At 72.4% G+C, this 15,399-nt stretch carries 10 protein-coding genes and 1 pseudogene; 4 read left to right on the forward strand and 7 right to left on the reverse strand.

From position 1 onward, the window contains the following. Window positions 1-55 precede the first annotated feature (55 nt). The 5 genes from LCN96_RS26385 to LCN96_RS26405 all read right to left on the reverse strand — a co-directional run bounded on the left by LCN96_RS26385 (window position 56) and on the right by LCN96_RS26405 (window position 6,040). Window positions 56-1,345, reverse strand: coding sequence for an ArsB/NhaD family transporter (locus LCN96_RS26385; protein ID WP_225275573.1), 1,290 nt, complete (start codon window positions 1,343-1,345; stop codon window positions 56-58). A gap of 214 nt (window positions 1,346-1,559) precedes the next feature. Further along, window positions 1,560-2,186: a sodium:calcium antiporter gene (locus LCN96_RS26390; protein ID WP_225275574.1), complete on the reverse strand. Its 627-nt coding sequence runs from the start codon at window positions 2,184-2,186 to the stop codon at window positions 1,560-1,562. A 2-nt stretch (window positions 2,187-2,188) separates the two neighbouring features. Then, window positions 2,189-3,811, reverse strand: a complete 1,623-nt coding sequence (locus tag LCN96_RS26395; protein ID WP_225275575.1) for an ABC transporter permease — start codon at window positions 3,809-3,811, stop codon at window positions 2,189-2,191. After that, window positions 3,808-4,701: an ABC transporter ATP-binding protein gene (locus LCN96_RS26400; protein WP_225275576.1), complete on the reverse strand. Its 894-nt coding sequence runs from the start codon at window positions 4,699-4,701 to the stop codon at window positions 3,808-3,810. The genes LCN96_RS26395 and LCN96_RS26400 overlap by 4 nt, the downstream gene beginning before the upstream one ends. Before the next feature lie 193 nt (window positions 4,702-4,894). Beyond that, entirely contained in the window at window positions 4,895-6,040 is a 1,146-nt protein-coding gene (locus LCN96_RS26405; protein ID WP_225275577.1) for an FAD-dependent oxidoreductase, read from the reverse strand. 167 nt (window positions 6,041-6,207) lie between these two features. Between LCN96_RS26405 and LCN96_RS26410 the strand changes: the two genes are divergently transcribed. The 3 genes from LCN96_RS26410 (at window position 6,208) to LCN96_RS26420 (ending at window position 13,297) form a co-directional block, all read left to right on the forward strand. Continuing rightward, on the forward strand, window positions 6,208-8,640 hold the full coding sequence (locus tag LCN96_RS26410) for a PEP/pyruvate-binding domain-containing protein (protein WP_225275578.1): 2,433 nt from the start codon (window positions 6,208-6,210) through the stop codon (window positions 8,638-8,640). A 238-nt stretch (window positions 8,641-8,878) separates the two neighbouring features. Further along, on the forward strand, window positions 8,879-12,361 hold the full coding sequence (locus LCN96_RS26415) for a WD40 repeat domain-containing serine/threonine-protein kinase (protein ID WP_225275579.1): 3,483 nt from the start codon (window positions 8,879-8,881) through the stop codon (window positions 12,359-12,361). 24 nt (window positions 12,362-12,385) lie between these two features. Continuing rightward, window positions 12,386-13,297, forward strand: a complete 912-nt coding sequence (locus LCN96_RS26420; RefSeq protein WP_225275580.1) for a hypothetical protein — start codon at window positions 12,386-12,388, stop codon at window positions 13,295-13,297. A 256-nt stretch (window positions 13,298-13,553) separates the two neighbouring features. On the opposite strand, the gene LCN96_RS26425 is transcribed toward LCN96_RS26420, so the two are convergent. Further along, window positions 13,554-14,003 carry a winged helix-turn-helix transcriptional regulator gene (locus tag LCN96_RS26425; RefSeq protein WP_404823976.1) on the reverse strand — a complete coding sequence of 150 codons (450 nt, stop codon included), beginning with the start codon at window positions 14,001-14,003 and terminating at the stop codon, window positions 13,554-13,556. Between the two features lie 153 nt (window positions 14,004-14,156). Here LCN96_RS26425 and LCN96_RS26430 point away from each other — a divergent pair, with 153 nt between their 5' ends. Continuing rightward, window positions 14,157-14,861, forward strand: coding sequence for an SDR family NAD(P)-dependent oxidoreductase (locus LCN96_RS26430; protein WP_225275581.1), 705 nt, complete (start codon window positions 14,157-14,159; stop codon window positions 14,859-14,861). Between the two features lie 157 nt (window positions 14,862-15,018). On the opposite strand, the pseudogene LCN96_RS26435 reads toward LCN96_RS26430, so the two are convergent. Continuing rightward, window positions 15,019-15,331, reverse strand: a pseudogene (locus LCN96_RS26435) (IS256 family transposase); the annotation flags it as partial. Window positions 15,332-15,399 lie beyond the last annotated feature (68 nt).

Below are 15,399 nucleotides of genomic sequence, written 5' to 3' on the forward strand. Positions count from 1 at the left end.
AGTGGGCCCGGCAGTGTGCGAGTGTCGCCCTCCGCGGCCTCCGGATCCCCGCGCGTCACAGGTAGCGCAGCCACAGGTACGGCGTGCACAGGGCGATCGTCACCACGGTGACGACGAGGCCGTACCGGGTGAACTGCCAGAAGCTGATCGGGGTGCCGTTGCGGGCGGCGATGCCCAGCACGACCACGTTGGCGGCCGCGCCCACCGCTGTGGCGTTGCCGCCGAGGTCGGCGCCGAAGGCCAGGGCCCACCACAGCACCTGGGCGTGCTCGTTGCCGCCGTTGGCCTGGACGAGGTCGGCGACGATGGGGCTCATGGTGGCCACGTACGGGATGTTGTCCACGATCGCCGACAGCCCGCCCGAGGCCCACAGCAGCAGCATCGTGGTCAGGCCGAGCTGACCCTGGGTGGCGTCGGCGGCGAGCCGCGACACCTGGCCGATCACGCCCGTGTGCACCAGCGCGCCGACCATGACGAACAGCCCGGCGAAGAACACCAGCGTCGGCCACTCGACCTCGCGGATGGCCTCCTCGGTGGTGACCCGGGTGGCGGCGACCAGCACGCCCGCACCCAGCACGGCGACCACGGACGGCTCGTAGTGCAGCACCGGATGCAACACGAACGCGGCCATGACCAGCGCCAGCACGGCCAGCGACTGCCACAGCAGCCGGTGGTCGGCGATGGCCTCGCGCTCGTTCAGCGCCATCACCTCGGCCGCGCGCTCGGGGTCGTAGCGGAAGTACCTGCGGAACAGCAGCCGGCACAGCCCGACGTAGACCACCATCAGCACGATGACCATGGGCGCCATGTGGACGAGGAAGTCGTTGAAGCTCAGCCCGCCGCGGCTGGCGATGATGATGTTCGGCGGGTCGCCGACGAGGGTGGCGGCGCCGCCGATGTTGGACGCCATGGCCTCGGCGATCAGGTACGGCGCCGCGGGCAGCGCCAGCCGCTCGCACACCAGGAACGTCACCGGGGCGATGAGCAGCACGGTGGTCACGTTGTCCAGCAGCGCCGACGCCGATGCGGTGATCACCACCAGCAGCACCATCAGCCGGTACGGGCGGCCACGGGCGCGCTTGGCCGCCCAGATGGCCAGGTACTCGAAGACACCGGTCTGCTTGAGCACGCCGACGATGACCATCATGCCGAGCAGCAGGAAGATGACGTTCCAGTCGATGCCGGTCTCTTCGGAGAAGAACGCGGCCCCGGCGTCGGTGGCGTGGATGAGCAGCATGATCCCGGCCCCGCCGAGAGCCGCCGCCACCCGGTGCACCTTCTCGCTGGCGATCAGCCCGTACGCGAGCAGGAAGACCGCCACCGCCACCCAGGCGAGCACCGTCACGCCGAGACCGCCCCATCCGGCAGCGCACACGGCGTGGCCGCGCCGATCAGGGCGGCGCGGGCGGCCGGGGGGCGGGGTGCGGTGAGATCGCGGGCGCGCATGGGTGCCTTTCCTGACCGACGGCAAGGGCATCGCCGACCAGACTTCCCGGCACACCTGTCACCAACGTATCAAGACGCGCAAGGGCCCGGCACGCGCGGGGGGGTGCGCCCGGTCAGGTGACGAGCGGCAGCAGCGCCGCGTACAGCACCAGCAGCAGGAGCGACTCCCTGCGGCTGAGCCGTTTGCCACGGGCGAGCAGGGCCCAGGTCAGGCCGCTGACACCGGCCATCGCGGCGATGACGGCCGGCGCCATGGCAGGCGCCGTGGTGCCGGCGACTGCGATGACGGCGCCGCCGGCCAGGCTGTTGATCAGGTTGCTGCCGAGCAGGTTGCCGACCACGAGGTCGCTGTCGCCGCGCCGCTGGGCCTGCAGGCAGGTGACCAGCTCGGGCAGCGAGGTGCCGAGCGCGACCAGGGTGAACCCGACCAGATCCGGCGACAGGCCCGCCTCGACGGCCAGCGCCGCGACCAGCCCGGTGACGCCGAGGATCAGCGTCAGGTTGACGATGTTCGAGCCGACCAGCCCGGCCAGCGCCAGATCGGTCTGCCCGCGCAGGCTCGCCGTGCCGGTGACCACCAGTTCGGGCGCGCTCGTACCGAATCCGATGACGACCACGCCCACCACGACGGGCTGCAGGCCGAGCCGTTCGGCCAGGCGTCCTGAGCCGAGGACCAGGTGGTCGGCGGCGAGGGCGAGCACGATCAGCCCCAGCGCGCTGAGCGCCAGCAGGAGCAGCATGCTCACTCTCCCCGCAGGTCACGCCGCTGGAAGGCGGCGACACCGGACAGCACGAGGAGCACGGTGACGGCGCAGAGCCCGAGCAGCGGGCTCAGGTCCACCGGCCCGCGCAGGGCCTGCGGCACGTGGGTGAAGGGTGACAGGCTCCGGATACGCTCGTCGAGCTGCAGCAGCTCGCCGAGCTGGGCGAGCAGGGCGAAGGCGAGCAGCGCCGCCCAGGCGAGTGCGGTCAGCCGGGGGAGCAGCCCGAACAGCAGCATCGCGAGCCCGGCCAGGGTCCAGGTGGCGGGCGCCTGCACCAGCGCCGCGCCCAGCAGCCGCAGGGCCTGTCCCGCGGGTTCGCCGATCCTGACGCCGTGGGTGATCCCGGCGGCCAGGCCGCTCGCGGCCAGGATCGCGGTGCTGCCGGCCAGTGCCACGCCGAGGTGGCCGGCCGTCCAGCGCCAGCGGGGGACGGCGGTGGCCAGGACGGGCTCGGCCCGGATCGCCGTCTCCTCGCCCTGCAGCCGCAGGGTGGCCTGGATCGCGTAGCCACCGGCGACCAGGCCGAGCACGCTCAGCTCCGCTGCCAGGAACGTGTCGGTCAGCAGGCTCGCGCCGCCGCCGACGCTGGAGAGCAGCTCGGCCAGTCGCGGGTTGTCGCGCACGATGTCGCCGACGCTGTGCGCCAGCGCTCCGAACAGGGCACCCACGATCGTGAACGCCACCACCCAGCTCAGCAACACGCCGCGTTGCAGCCGCCAGGCCAGCGCGACCGGTGCCCGCAGGGAGTCGGCGGCCTCGCGCGGGCCCGGACGCGGCGGCAGCAGCCCGGCCCCGAGGTCGCGCCGTCTGGCCAGGAGAGCCGCCGCCAGGAGCAGGGCCAGCCCGGTGGCGGCGAACAGGGCGAGCACCCACCACCGCTCACCGGCGAAGGGGCGCACGCGCTGGGCCCAGCCGAGCGGGGACAGCCAGGACAGCGCTTCGATCCGGGCCGCGTCGCCGAGGGCGCGCAGCAGGAAGGCCGCGCCGAGGGCCGCGACCGCGATGGCGTTGGCGGTGCGGGCGTGCGCGGTCACCTGCCCGGCCAGGGCGGCGACGCCGGTGAAGGCCCAGCCGGTGCCGCTCACGGCGGCGCCGAACGCGAGTGCGCCCGCGACCGGCAGCCCCTGCCCGGCCAGGCCGAGCGTGATGAGCCCGCCGATCAGCAGGTTCGCGCCCGCGGCCACGAGCACCCCGGAGGCGGGCAGCGCGTGCCGGCCGACGGGGCAGGCGCCGATCAGCTCGGCCCGGCCGGTCTCCTCCTCGGCACGCGTGTGCCGGGTCACCACCAGAGCGCTCATCAGCGCGGCCAGCGCCGAGGCCATCACAGTCATCCGCCAGGCGGTCAGCCCGCCGACGGAGGCGGCGTCGTAGACGGGCCCGGTCAGCGCCTGCAAGGCGGGCGCGGCGCCGATGGTGACGCCGAGCGCGATGCGCTGGGCCGCCTGCGGGTACAGCCCGGCGATGGCCGAGGCGCCGGCGACGACGAGACCGGCGATGACGACGACCCAGGCGGGCAGCAGCAGGCGGTCGCGGCGCAGCGCGAGCCGCACCAGCGCCTGCGTGCCGGTCATCGCGGGTCGCGGCAGTGCGCGGGCCGTCATGGCGCGACCTGGTAGTGGCGCAGGAACAGCTCCTCCAGGGTGGGCGGCTGACAGGTCAGCGCGCGTACGCCGGAGTCCGTCAGCAGCCGCAGCGCCCGCTGCAGGTGGTCCGCCTCGACCTGGAAGCGGACCTGCGAGCCTTCGACGCTCAGGCCGTGCACCCCCTCCAGCCGGGACAGCTCGCCGGGGACGCGGCCGAGGTCGGCGCTGATCGAGGTGCGGGTGAGGCGGCGCAGCCCCGCCAGCGTGCCGGTCTCGACGGCGCGGCCGTCGCGGATGATGGTCACCTGGTCGCACAGCGCCTCCACCTCGGACAGCAGGTGGCTGGACAGCAGCACCGTGCGGCCCTGCGCGCGCTCCTCGCGGATCGTCTCGCGGAAGGCCGCCTCCATGAGCGGGTCCAGGCCGGAGGTGGGCTCGTCGAGCAGCAGCAGCTCGACGTCCGAGGCGAGCGCGGCGACCAGCGCGACCTTCTGCCGGTTGCCCTTGGAGTAGGTGCGGCCCTTGCGGGTGGGGTCGAGGCCGAAACGCTCGCACAGGGCCGCCTTGCGGCGCCGGTCGAGGCCGCCGCGCAGCCGTCCGAGCAGGTCGATGGCCTCGCCGCCGGACAGGGTGGGCCACAGGACGACGTCGCCCGGCACGTACGCCAGCCGCCGGTGCAGCTCGACCGCGTGCCGCCAGGGGTCGCCGCCGAGCAGCTCGGCGTGCCCGGCGTCGGCGCGCAGCAGGCCGAGCAGGATCCGCAACGTCGTGGTCTTGCCCGAGCCGTTCGGGCCGAGGAAGCCGTGGACCTCGCCGGTGTGCACGGTGAGGTCGAGCCCGTTCAGCGCGCGGACGTCGCCGTAGCGCTTGACCAGGCCATGGATGAGGACGGCAGGACCGCTCGCCATGGGGGCGCCTTTCTGAAGCCGGTCCGATGTGACGTTGCCGACCAGACTTCCCGGCGCTCCACCACCGACGGTAACAGTGCCGGATCCGCCGCGCCAGACGTTCGATCGCGTGGCCGCACGATCCTGTCCACGGCGGCGCTGTGCCCTGCTCTCATCGCTCCGGCCGGGTGAGGCCGGTGGCGCCCCTCTCCTCTCAGCCCGCCAGCTGGAACTTGCGCTCGACCAGCCGGCGCACCGGCCCCCACGACGACAGCCGCAGCGGAAGCTGGGTCAGCTCCAGCACCAGCGGGTTGCGCGGGGCGTAGACCCCTTTCACGCGGCGGCCGAGCTGCTGTTTCTTCTCCGCCTCCGGCCGCAGCCCGGCCTCCCACTCCGCCAGCGCGGCCAGGACGTCCTCGCCGTGCCGCTCCAGCGCGGCGCCGAGCCGGTCGGCGCCGCCGACGGCCAGCGAGGAGCCGTACCCGGCGAACAGCGTCACGCACCATGCGGCGTCGCCGAGCAGCACGACCCTGCCCTTGCTCCACCGGTCCACCACCATCTGGCTGATGGTGTCGAAGTAGACGGAGTCGGCCGTTTTCAGCCCTTCCAGGGCTTGGGGGACGAGCCAGCCCATGTCGCCGTAGACGTCGCGCAGCTCCTCCAGCGGGGTGTCCGCCCGGCCGCCGTCGGTGCGGTAGCCGAAGAAGGCGGCGGTGCGGCCGTCGCCGACGCTCATCAGCGCGAACGTGCGCCCGCCCGCGCTGATCGAGCCGGTCGTCTCCGGGGGCAGGCCCTGCGGCCGCTGCTTGAGCATGTAGACGGCGACCTTGTGCCCGAGGTCGAGGCGGTAGTCCTCTTCCGGGCCGAACACCAGCGCCCGCGTCGCCGAGTGCAGCCCGTCGGCGCCGATGAGCAGGTCGGCGTGCTCGGTGGTGCCGTCGCTGAGGGTGACGCGCACCGCGTCGGCGTCCTGGTCGACGGCGGTGATCGTGGTGGCGAACCGGATCGTGGTGTGGTCGGCGGCGGCCTCGTACAGCACTGCCTCGATGTCGCCGCGCAGGATGTTGAACGCCTTTCTGCCCATGGTGGCCGCGATCGTCTCGCCGCTGAGCGCGAAGCGGCGCTCGCCACCGGGCTTGCGGTAGACCAGCTCGCGCGTCACGAACGCGCGCCGCTTCAGCTCGGCCAGGACACCCATCCGTTCGGCCCCGTCGTAGCCGATGCCGCCGAACGTCACCCCGTAGCCGCCACCGCGCCGCGCCGGTGCCCGCTCGATCACCAAGGTGTCCCAGCCTGCCTGGTGCAGCCGCAGCGCTGCGGCGAGTCCGGCGATGCCCGCTCCGATGATGATGGCCCGCATCTCCGTGTCCCCCTTCGTTGGTGTGTCTATGAAAACATATCGTAGATTTGTTTTCACGGTGGTGGTGCGGCCCTGCTCTGGTGGAGGAGCTCCGGCGGTGCTAACGTCCGAGTCGGAGCGCCGGGAAGCCTGGTCGGCATTGTCGTCGGCTATGGGAAGAAGGCGCGATGGAGCTGATCCGGCTGTCTGACACAGATGGCTCCATGCTCGGCCTCGTGGGCGGCAAGGCCGCCGGGCTGGGCGAGATGATCAAGGCGGGGGAGCGCGTCCCCGACGGCTTCTGCCTGACCGTCGAGTCCTACCGGTCGGGGCACCTGCCCGAGAAGGCGCTGGTCGAGGCGTACGAGCGGCTCGGCGGCGGGCGGGTCGCGGTCCGCTCCAGCGCCACCGCCGAGGATCTGCCGGAGGCCAGCTTCGCCGGCCAGCAGGACACCTACCTCGACGTCGAGGGCGCCGACGAGCTGATCGACGCCGTACGCCGCTGCTGGGGCTCGCTGTTCACCGAGCGAGCCGTCGCCTACCGTGCCGCCGCGGGCGTCGGTGACGCGGCCATGGCCGTGGTGGTGCAGCGCATGATCGATCCGGTCGCGGCGGGGGTGCTGTTCACCGCGAACCCGATCACCGGCTGCCGCACCGAGATGGTCGTCGACGCGGCTCCCGGCCTGGGCACCGCCATCGTCGAGGGCACCGTCGTACCCGACCACTACGTGCTCGACCAGCGGCGGGAAGCCGCACCGAACCCCGGCGGCTGCCTGAGCGCGGAGCAGCTCGGCCGGCTGCGGGCGGCCGGGCTGCGGCTGCAGCAGCACTTCGGCTCGCCGCAGGACATCGAGTGGGCGCTCGACGACGCCGACACGCTGTGGCTGCTGCAGTCCAGGCCGATCACCACGCTCTTCCCGCTGCCGCCCGACACCGGCGACACGCGGCTCTACCTGGAGTTCGGCCACGTTCAGGGCATGCTCCGCCCGTGCACCCCGATGGGCGTGTCACTGCTCAAGACGGGCGGAAGCCGGTGGTTCCAGGAGGCGGGAGCCCGGATCGACCGGCGGGACCCGCTGCCCCGGCTCGTGCCGATCGGCGGCAGGCTCTACTTCGACGTGACCGACTTCCTGCGCAACACCACCATGCGCAGGCGCATCGGCACGTCCCTGGAGATCTACGGGCCGAGAGTGCAGGGCGCCGTGCTGCGCATGCTCGACGATCCGAGGTTCGCGCCGCGCCCCGGCCTGCCCTTCCACCTCGGCAGCGCGCTCAAGGGCGCCGTGCGGATGGTGCCCGCCGGGCTGGTCGGAGTGGTGTCGAGCCTTTCCGACCCGGTTCGCGGGCGAGCCCGCGCCCGCCGCGGCGTCGCGGAGATCAAGCGGATGATCGTCCCGCCGGGCGCGTCCGCCACGGCCGCCGAACGGCTGCGCTGGGTCGTCGAGGACTCCCACCGGGGGGTCATGAGCATCGACATGCGCGGGATCCTGTGGCCGCTGGCGGCAGGCCTGATCGCCGGGACGATCCCGTCCGCGCTGCTCGAGGGCGTCGCCACGGACGAGGAGCTCGACACCGTCCTCGGCGGCATGCCCCACAACGTGACCACGCAGATGGACCTCAAGCTCTGGGACCTGGCGGTGCGGGCACGCGCGCACCGCGACCTCTTCCTCGGCACCCCACCGCAGGACCTCGCCGCGAAGTACTTCGCCGGCGAGCTCCCCGACATCGGGATGGCCGGCTTCCTGGCCGCCTACGGCATGCGCGCGGCGGCCGAGATCGACGTCGGCGTGCCCCGCTGGAGCGAGGACCCGGCGCCGCTGTTCGCCACCATCGCCAACTACCTGCGCGTCGAAGACCCCGGCCAGGCACCGGACGCGCGGTTCGAGGCGGCGGCGGCCAGGGCGGAACGGATGATCGAGACGCTGTCGCGGCGGGCGCGGCTCAGGCGCCCGATCCGCGGCCGGCTGGCGGTGTTCTTCATGCGCCGCTCACGGCAGCTCACCGGGCTGCGGGAGATCGCGAAATTCGCCTGGCTGCCCGCGATCCAGGCGTGCCGCGAGCAGCTCCTCCTGGCCGGCGCGGACCTGGCCGCCCGCGGCCGGCTGGAGCGCGCCGACGACATCATGTTCCTGACGCTGGACGAGGCACGAGCCGCCGCTCACGGCGTGGATCAGCGAGAACTGGCCGTAAGCCGGCGTGCGGAGCACGAGCGGGAGCTGCGCAGGCGCACCGTCCCGGGCGCGCTGCTGTCCGACGGGACCGACGTGGAGGCGCTCGCACCCGCCGAACCGGCCCAGGACGGCGTGCTGACCGGCATGTCCGGGGCCGCCGGGCACGCGACCGGCAGGGCGCGGGTGATCCGGGACCCGGCCGGCGCCCGCATCGAACCAGGGGAGATCCTCGTCGCACCCACCACGGACCCCGGGTGGACGCCGCTGTTCATGACCGCCGCCGGCCTGGTGACCGAGACCGGTTCCCCCGTGGCGCACGGCCCCACCGTGGCCCGCGAGTACGGGATCCCCGCCGTCATCTGCGTCCGAAACGCGACGAACGAGATCAGGACCGGCCAGTTGATCACCATCGACGGCGCGGCGGGCACGGTGCGGATGGAGCCCGAATGACGGGATGACGGCGCACACCCGGCCTCGGTGCGTTCGACGTGCCCGCAGCCTGGAACGACGTCGACCACCGAGCCGGCGGCCCCACCGCCGTGCCTGGGCGGCCACTCGCCCAGATCTAGGGATATCCCTGAGCCACGCCCTGAGACGCCGGCGCCACGCCCGGAGGTAACCTCCGCCGGAAGGGCCTTCACGCACGTGCGCGAGCACGTCCGCGGTTCCACCGGCGCGGAGGGAGTCGATGGTTCAGGCACCGTTCGCTCAGTCACATGCTCAGCAGTTCGGGGGTTACTGGCTCGGCAGGCAGCTGGGTGCCGGTGGCCAAGGCGTCGTCTACGAGGCTTACGACGGGACCGGCCGGCGGGTGGCCGTCAAGCTGCTGCGTCCGGATCGCGACGTGGACGCGCGGACGCGCGCGCGATTCGCCAAGGAGGTCGCGGCCACGCGCAAGGTGGCTCCGTTCTGCACCGCGCGGGTCATCGCCGCCGAGCCGGACGCGCCGCAGCCGTACCTGGTGAGCGAGTACGTCGACGGCCCCAGCCTGCAGCGCGCCGTCACCGAGCTCGGCCCCTTCGGCCCGATCGAGTTGCACAGCCTGGCCACGGGGGTCGCCACCGCGCTGACGGCCATCCACCGGGCCGGAGTCGTGCACCGCGATCTCAAGCCCGCGAACGTCGTCCTGGGACCCGACGGCCCCAGAGTGATCGACTTCGGTATCGCCAAGTTCGAGGGCTCCACCCTCACCGACGCGGGCGTGGTTCCCATCGGCACACCTGCCTACCTGTCGCCCGAACGCGTGCGCGGTGAGCCCGCAGGCCGTCCGGCCGACGTGTGGGCGTGGGGGGCGGTGGTGCTGTTCGCGGCTTCCGGCGCGCCTCCGTTCGCGGCCGAGACCGCCGCCGCCACCTACCAGCTGATCCTCACGCGGCAGCCGGACCTGTTCCCGCTCGACGGCACGCTGCTGCGCCTGGTGGCGGCGGCGATGTCCGCCGATCCCCGCGAACGGCCGCGCGCCCAGGACCTGCTGGAGGTCCTGACAGGCGGCGCGGGCGACCTCCTCGTCGCCGGGAGCCAGGCCGCGCGGGCGGCGCGGCGACCGGCGGACCTGCCCGCCACCCCCGGCGAGCGTACGCTCGGCGACCTGGCCGAAGAGGCGTACCGGAGATACGACCCGCAGGACCAGGCCCTCCTGCCCGGACTGTTCCTGCGCTTGGTGCTGCCGGGAGGCACTCCGGAGACGATGCTGCGCCGGGCCCGCCTGACCGACCTGCTCGACGGCTCCGTCGCGCCGGAGCGTGCGGGTCACGTGCTCGCCGGCCTGGTCCGCGGCGGCCTCGTTCGCAACGAGGGCGGCGACGTGGCGTTGGCCAGTGCCGCGCTCATCCCGGCCTGGCCGAGGCTGCGCGAGTGGATCGACGAGGAGGGCGAGGGGCTGGGGCTGCACGCTCGCCTGAGCGGCGCGGCCCAGCGCTGGCAGGCGAGCGGCCGCGACCCAGCGGAGCTGTACCGGGGCGCGGAGCTGCGGGCCGCGCTGGACCGGCCCTCCGGCAGCAGCGACCGTCTCGTCCTCAACCAGCTGGAACGCGCGTTCCTCGACGCCTCCGCCACCTATCTGCGGGCGCAGGACCGTCGCCGCCGGCAGGTCACGGCCGTGGTCTTCGTGCTCGCCGCCACCGTGCTCGCCACCGCCTCGATCCTGGTGGCGCAGACCAGGAGCGAAGGGGCGAACCAGCTGCGGAGCTCGGCCCGGCGTACCGCGGAAACGGCCCAGCGCCTGCGGGCGAGCGAACCCATCAAGGCGATGCTGCTGAGCGTCGCCGCCTGGCGGCTCGCGCCCGGCGATCCCCGGGTGTACGCGCAGTTGCGCAGCTCGCTGGCGCAGCGTGAGCTGGATGTGTTCCGGCCGCCCACCAAGCCGGGCGACGCCCGGCACGCCCTCGGCGCGAACGGGAAGACGCTGGCCGTGGTCAACGCGGGCACGGCGACTCTCTACGACCTGGCCACGCACCGCGCGCTGCATGTCGTCGGGGGTGTCGGGGACGAGGTGCGGTCCATCGCGCTGCGTCCGGACGGGCGGGTCCTGGCGGTGAGCGGCGACCGGGACATCACCCTGTGGAACCTCGCCTCCGGCCGGCGGATCGGGCGCGCGTTCGGATCGGGCGCCGAGCAACTCGCCTTCGACGCGGGCGGTGACGTCCTCATCGCCCGGACCGCCGGCGACGCGTGGCAGACCTGGTCGCTCACCCGCGCCGGGACGCCCTCCCTGATCCGGCGCGTCACCCAGGCGACCGAGCTCCAGGTGGCTCGTGACGCCCGTACCAGCGTCGAGGTGTCACCCACCCGGCGGTACCTGCTGCGCGACCGGCGCGGATCATCGCCGGCCCCGGGCGGTCTCGACCAGGCCACGGGGCTGACGGCCGCCTTCAGCCCCGACGGCAAGGTCATGGCGGTCGGGGACGGCCTGGACGCGCGGCTGTGGAACGTGGCACGGGCCCGCTGGTCGCGCGTGGTGCTGCACGGCGCCAACCCCTTGACCATGTCCTTCAACGCCGATGGACGTTATCTCGCCACCTGGGACGGCACAGCCGTCAGCGTGTGGTCCCGTACGGGCACCCGGGTGCTGAACCATCCGCTCCCGGCTCTGACCGGTGAGCCCCGCTTCGGGCCCGGGGATCGCACTCTCGTCTGCCTGCTGTCGGACGGCACCGCGGTCGTGCTCGACCTGGCCGGCCTGACCCGTTCCGATGCCACCATGACGCCGGGAGCCGCGGCGGCCGCGTTCGACGGCCGGGCCGAGCGCGTGGCGGTCCAGGGGGCGCGCGCCACCGAACTGTTCCGGACCCGCACACGCGCCGCGGAGCTGCGGCTGAGCCGCGCCGGCGTCCCCGGGGCCGTGCTGGCTTTCAGCTCGGACGGCGTCTACCTGGCCATGACCACGCCCGACCAGCCCGAGGTGGCCATCTGGAACACGGCCCGGCGACGGCTGGAACGGACGCTGACCATCGACGCGCCGCAGGTCGCCGGTCTGGCGTTCCGGCCGGGCGGCACCACTCTGGCGATCGCTCCCCTGGGAGAGTCCTGGGGGGACCTGCAGCTCTGGGACGCCAAGCGGGGAGTCCACCTCGAAACGATCGCGCACCCCGGCGGTGACGGCATGGCATTCGACTCCGCCGGCACCGCGCTGGTCGTCAACGGCGGCGACAACAGCGGAGTGATCGGGCTCTCCCCTCGCCGGCTCCGTCCCCGGCCCTTCGGCCCGGACTCCGACGGGGTGCTGGGGGTGGCGTACAGCCCGGGCAACGCGATGATCGCCACCGGCCGCACCGCGCACGGCGTCGACCTGTGGAACGCCACCGATCTGAGCCTCATCCGGCGGCTCGCCGCCACCGACGCGATCTTCGACCAGTTCCAGGTTCTCGCCTTCAGCCCCGACGGCCGCACGCTGGCGGCAGGCGGCTTCGCGGGCCGGATCTGGCTGTGGAACGTCTCCGACGGCGCACTGCTCGGAGAGCCGGTCCCGCAGCACGCCGGCCACATCCTGGCCCTGGCCTTCACCCCCGATGGGGGCACCCTCTACAGCCTGGGGGAGGACGGCGCCCTGCGCACGCACCCCATCACCGCTTCCGGCCTGGCCACCGAGGTCTGCGCCCGCGCCCGCGCCAGCCTGTCGCCCGGGGAATGGAGCCGCTACATCGAAGATCAGCCCCCGCGGAGGGTCTGCTGACCCACGGCCCACGAGGAGAACCAGATGAAGAAGTCACAGGCGGACATCGAGACCATCACCGTCGACCCGGATCCGGTGGTGCTGGATCGAGACACGGTCGTCACCATCGAGGTGACGACAGCTGGAGCAACGGAGGTGACGGGTTCGCTCGAAGCGCCGGACGGCACCCTCGTTCTTCTCCGCTTCGACGGCTCCCCGGATGAGCAGCTCTGGCGCGCCGAGCACCCGTTCCCGGCGGAATCCCAGTCCGGCTCCTGGCTGCTGACGGTCGAGGTGCCCGGTCTGCTCGAAGAGCGCGATCTGGTGGTCTACGGGAAGCCGCCGCCCGGCGAGATCTCCTTCATGCTCTTCGACGTGCAGCCTCGGGTGGCCGCAGGCAGCGAGCCCGTGGTGGCCGACGGTTTCCTGGAGATCGACGAGTCCGGGTTCGGCGGCCAGCGCGTGTCGATCGCGTTCAAGGGGTTGCAGGACGACGACTGGGCGGAGATCGGTGAAGCGGTCACCGACCAGGAGACCGGGTACTTCAGCGCCGAGATCGTACCCGACACCGGGGAGGTGCGGGCTGAGCTGTGGCTGCGGCCTGATCCCCGCGAGGACGCGGATGTCGTGCTCAGCGAGAGCATTCCGTGCACTCGCGCGACCTTCGCCGGGCGGGGGGCGGCCAGCATCCTGTCCACCACCAATTCGTCGGCGTGGGTGAGCGGGCGGAACACCGTGCGGTGCAAGCTGCATCGGGGCGTCGCGAACTCGGCTGCGGGAGGCAGGCTGGGGAACGCGAGGATACTGATCAACTACATTCCGCCGGGCGGGAGGGCGAGGCCCGCGCGGAAGCCCGGAGGCGGTGGGATGGCGATAGGGAGGACTACGGCGCTGGGAGCTTTCGCGGTGAAGTCGGCTACGGAGGGGAGTGGGGGCTGGGATGCCGTTCTTCTGTGAAGGCGGTGTTGCCACCGGGACGCTGGCTCCTCGGCTGACTGAGATCTTCGATCAGCGTCAGCGTATGGAATCTACATCGTAAAGGCGCCGGGACTGTCGGCCACAAGAACCGCGGGCCAGCCACCACATCAGCGAGGCGGAGGCGATGCGGATGGCGTCGCGTGGGCCTCAAGCGCTTCTGCATTCGGCATGAGTGACGAAGACGTGGGTGAGGTCGTTAGGAATCGTCACATGCTGTGGACGGCTTGGCCGGGGGTCAGGGCTGTGTTCGTGGTGAGTGGGTGGCGTCGTAGTGGCGTCGGTTGCTGTTGATTTCTTGTCGGTGTGTGGTGGCCCATTCGGCGAGCGCGGCGACAGAGTCCAGCAGTGTTGCGCCAAGCGGGGTGAGCGCGTAGTCGACGCGCGGGGGAACGCTGGGGTGCACGGTCCGGGTGAGGAGGCCATCACGCTCAAGTTGCCGCAGGGTCAGGGTGAGCATGCGCTGCGAGATCCCCGTGACCGCGCGGTGCAGTTCGCTGAAGCGCAGGGTTCGGTCGCGGAGCTGCCCGATGACCAGGATGCTCCACTTGTCGCCGATCAGGGCGAGGATCTGCAGCACCTGCCGGCATACCTCATCCTCCGGCTCGCGGCCGTCCGCGCCTTCTGGCGCCAGTGGCGTGACGTCGCGGCGCTGCCCGGCCGGGGTGCTGCTCCTGGGGGGTGTCAAGGGTTACCTCCATGTACGTCACCGACATGAATGTGCCGTCTTGCCACCGTCAGGGCAGTGACAAATCATGCTGTTGCGAACAAAGAGTAACTGCCTGATGGTCGGGCTGCGGCTGTGCGCAGCGTGCCCGCTGTGATCGGAAGGGATGTCGTGGTGGCGAAGACGCTCGTCATCGTCGGTGCCGGCCCGGGGCTGGGGATGGGTGTGGCCCGGGCTTTCGGCAGGCACGGTTTCCAGGTGGGGCTGATCGCCCGCAGCAAGGACGCCCTGGACGCCTTGGTGGGTGATCTGGCCGGTCTGGGCGTCACAGCTGCGGCTTTTCCCGCCGATATCCGAGATCGTAACGCGCTGGCCGATGCCCTCACCAGGGCCGGGGAGGCGCTGGGACCGGTTGATGTCCTGGAGTACAGCCCCAGCCCGACCGGGCCGATCACCCGCGCCGCACAGACCACGGTGACATCCGCCGCCGCCCAGTTCGAGCTGCATGTGCTGGGCGCGGTGACGGCCGTGGGACAGGTGCTACCGCAGATGCTCGCCCGGGGTGAGGGGACACTGCTGCTGACCACCGGTGTGTCCTCCACCATTGCCGCGCCATTCCTGGCCAACGTGGGGCTGGCCATGGCCGGCTTGCGCAACTGGGCGCACGCGCTGCACGCCGAACTCCGCCCCCAGGGGATTCACGCGGCAACGGTGACGATCGCCTCCGGCGTCATCCCGGGCGACGAGGTGGCCGACCCTGATGCCATCGGTGCCCGCTACTACAGCCTGTACCAGCAGCGAGACCGTGCGGAAGAGGTCATCGGTAACCTTGAGGCGTTCCGCGCCCTGGTCGCTGAGCGGGCCGACGGGCACGGCTGACCGGCTCCGTCTGCGGCAGGCTGGGCGGCCTGTTCGTGGGATCGTTCGACGAGCGGGCTCCGCCTTGGGGAACTTGGGGCGGCGTAGAGCCTTCTTCGCGCGCGGCTGCGCAGACTTCGGCATGGCATTGAGGACGTTGGCCGTGTGTGTACCCAGCACCTCTGTCCGCGGGTGGCGGGCCGTGCAGGTAGAGCACCGGCAGCACCTCGCTGATTTTCGGGGACTTGCGGCACCAGGGCGGCACGATTCAGGAGAAGATCCGCTTGCGCTCGCCGGTGGTGTCGTCGACGCGCTCGTCGTTCACCCGCGGCGCCTTCACCTCGACCTCGCCGGCTGCGGTGGTGACCTTCCGCGGCCGGGTGACAGCCGTCGCGCTGGTCGGCCAACTCGGCCATGTAGGCGTTGACCTCGGCCTCCAGTGCGGCGGCCAGCATTCTTCGTGCGCCCTCCCGGACGATCTCGTCGATCAAGGAGAGGAGCTGTCGTCGTTCACTACGCTGAGCACGGACATGTCTCCCCGGCCGGTGCCGCGCACACC

Origin of the sequence: Nonomuraea gerenzanensis (assembly GCF_020215645.1) — a bacterium.
GTDB lineage: Bacteria > Actinomycetota > Actinomycetes > Streptosporangiales > Streptosporangiaceae > Nonomuraea > Nonomuraea gerenzanensis.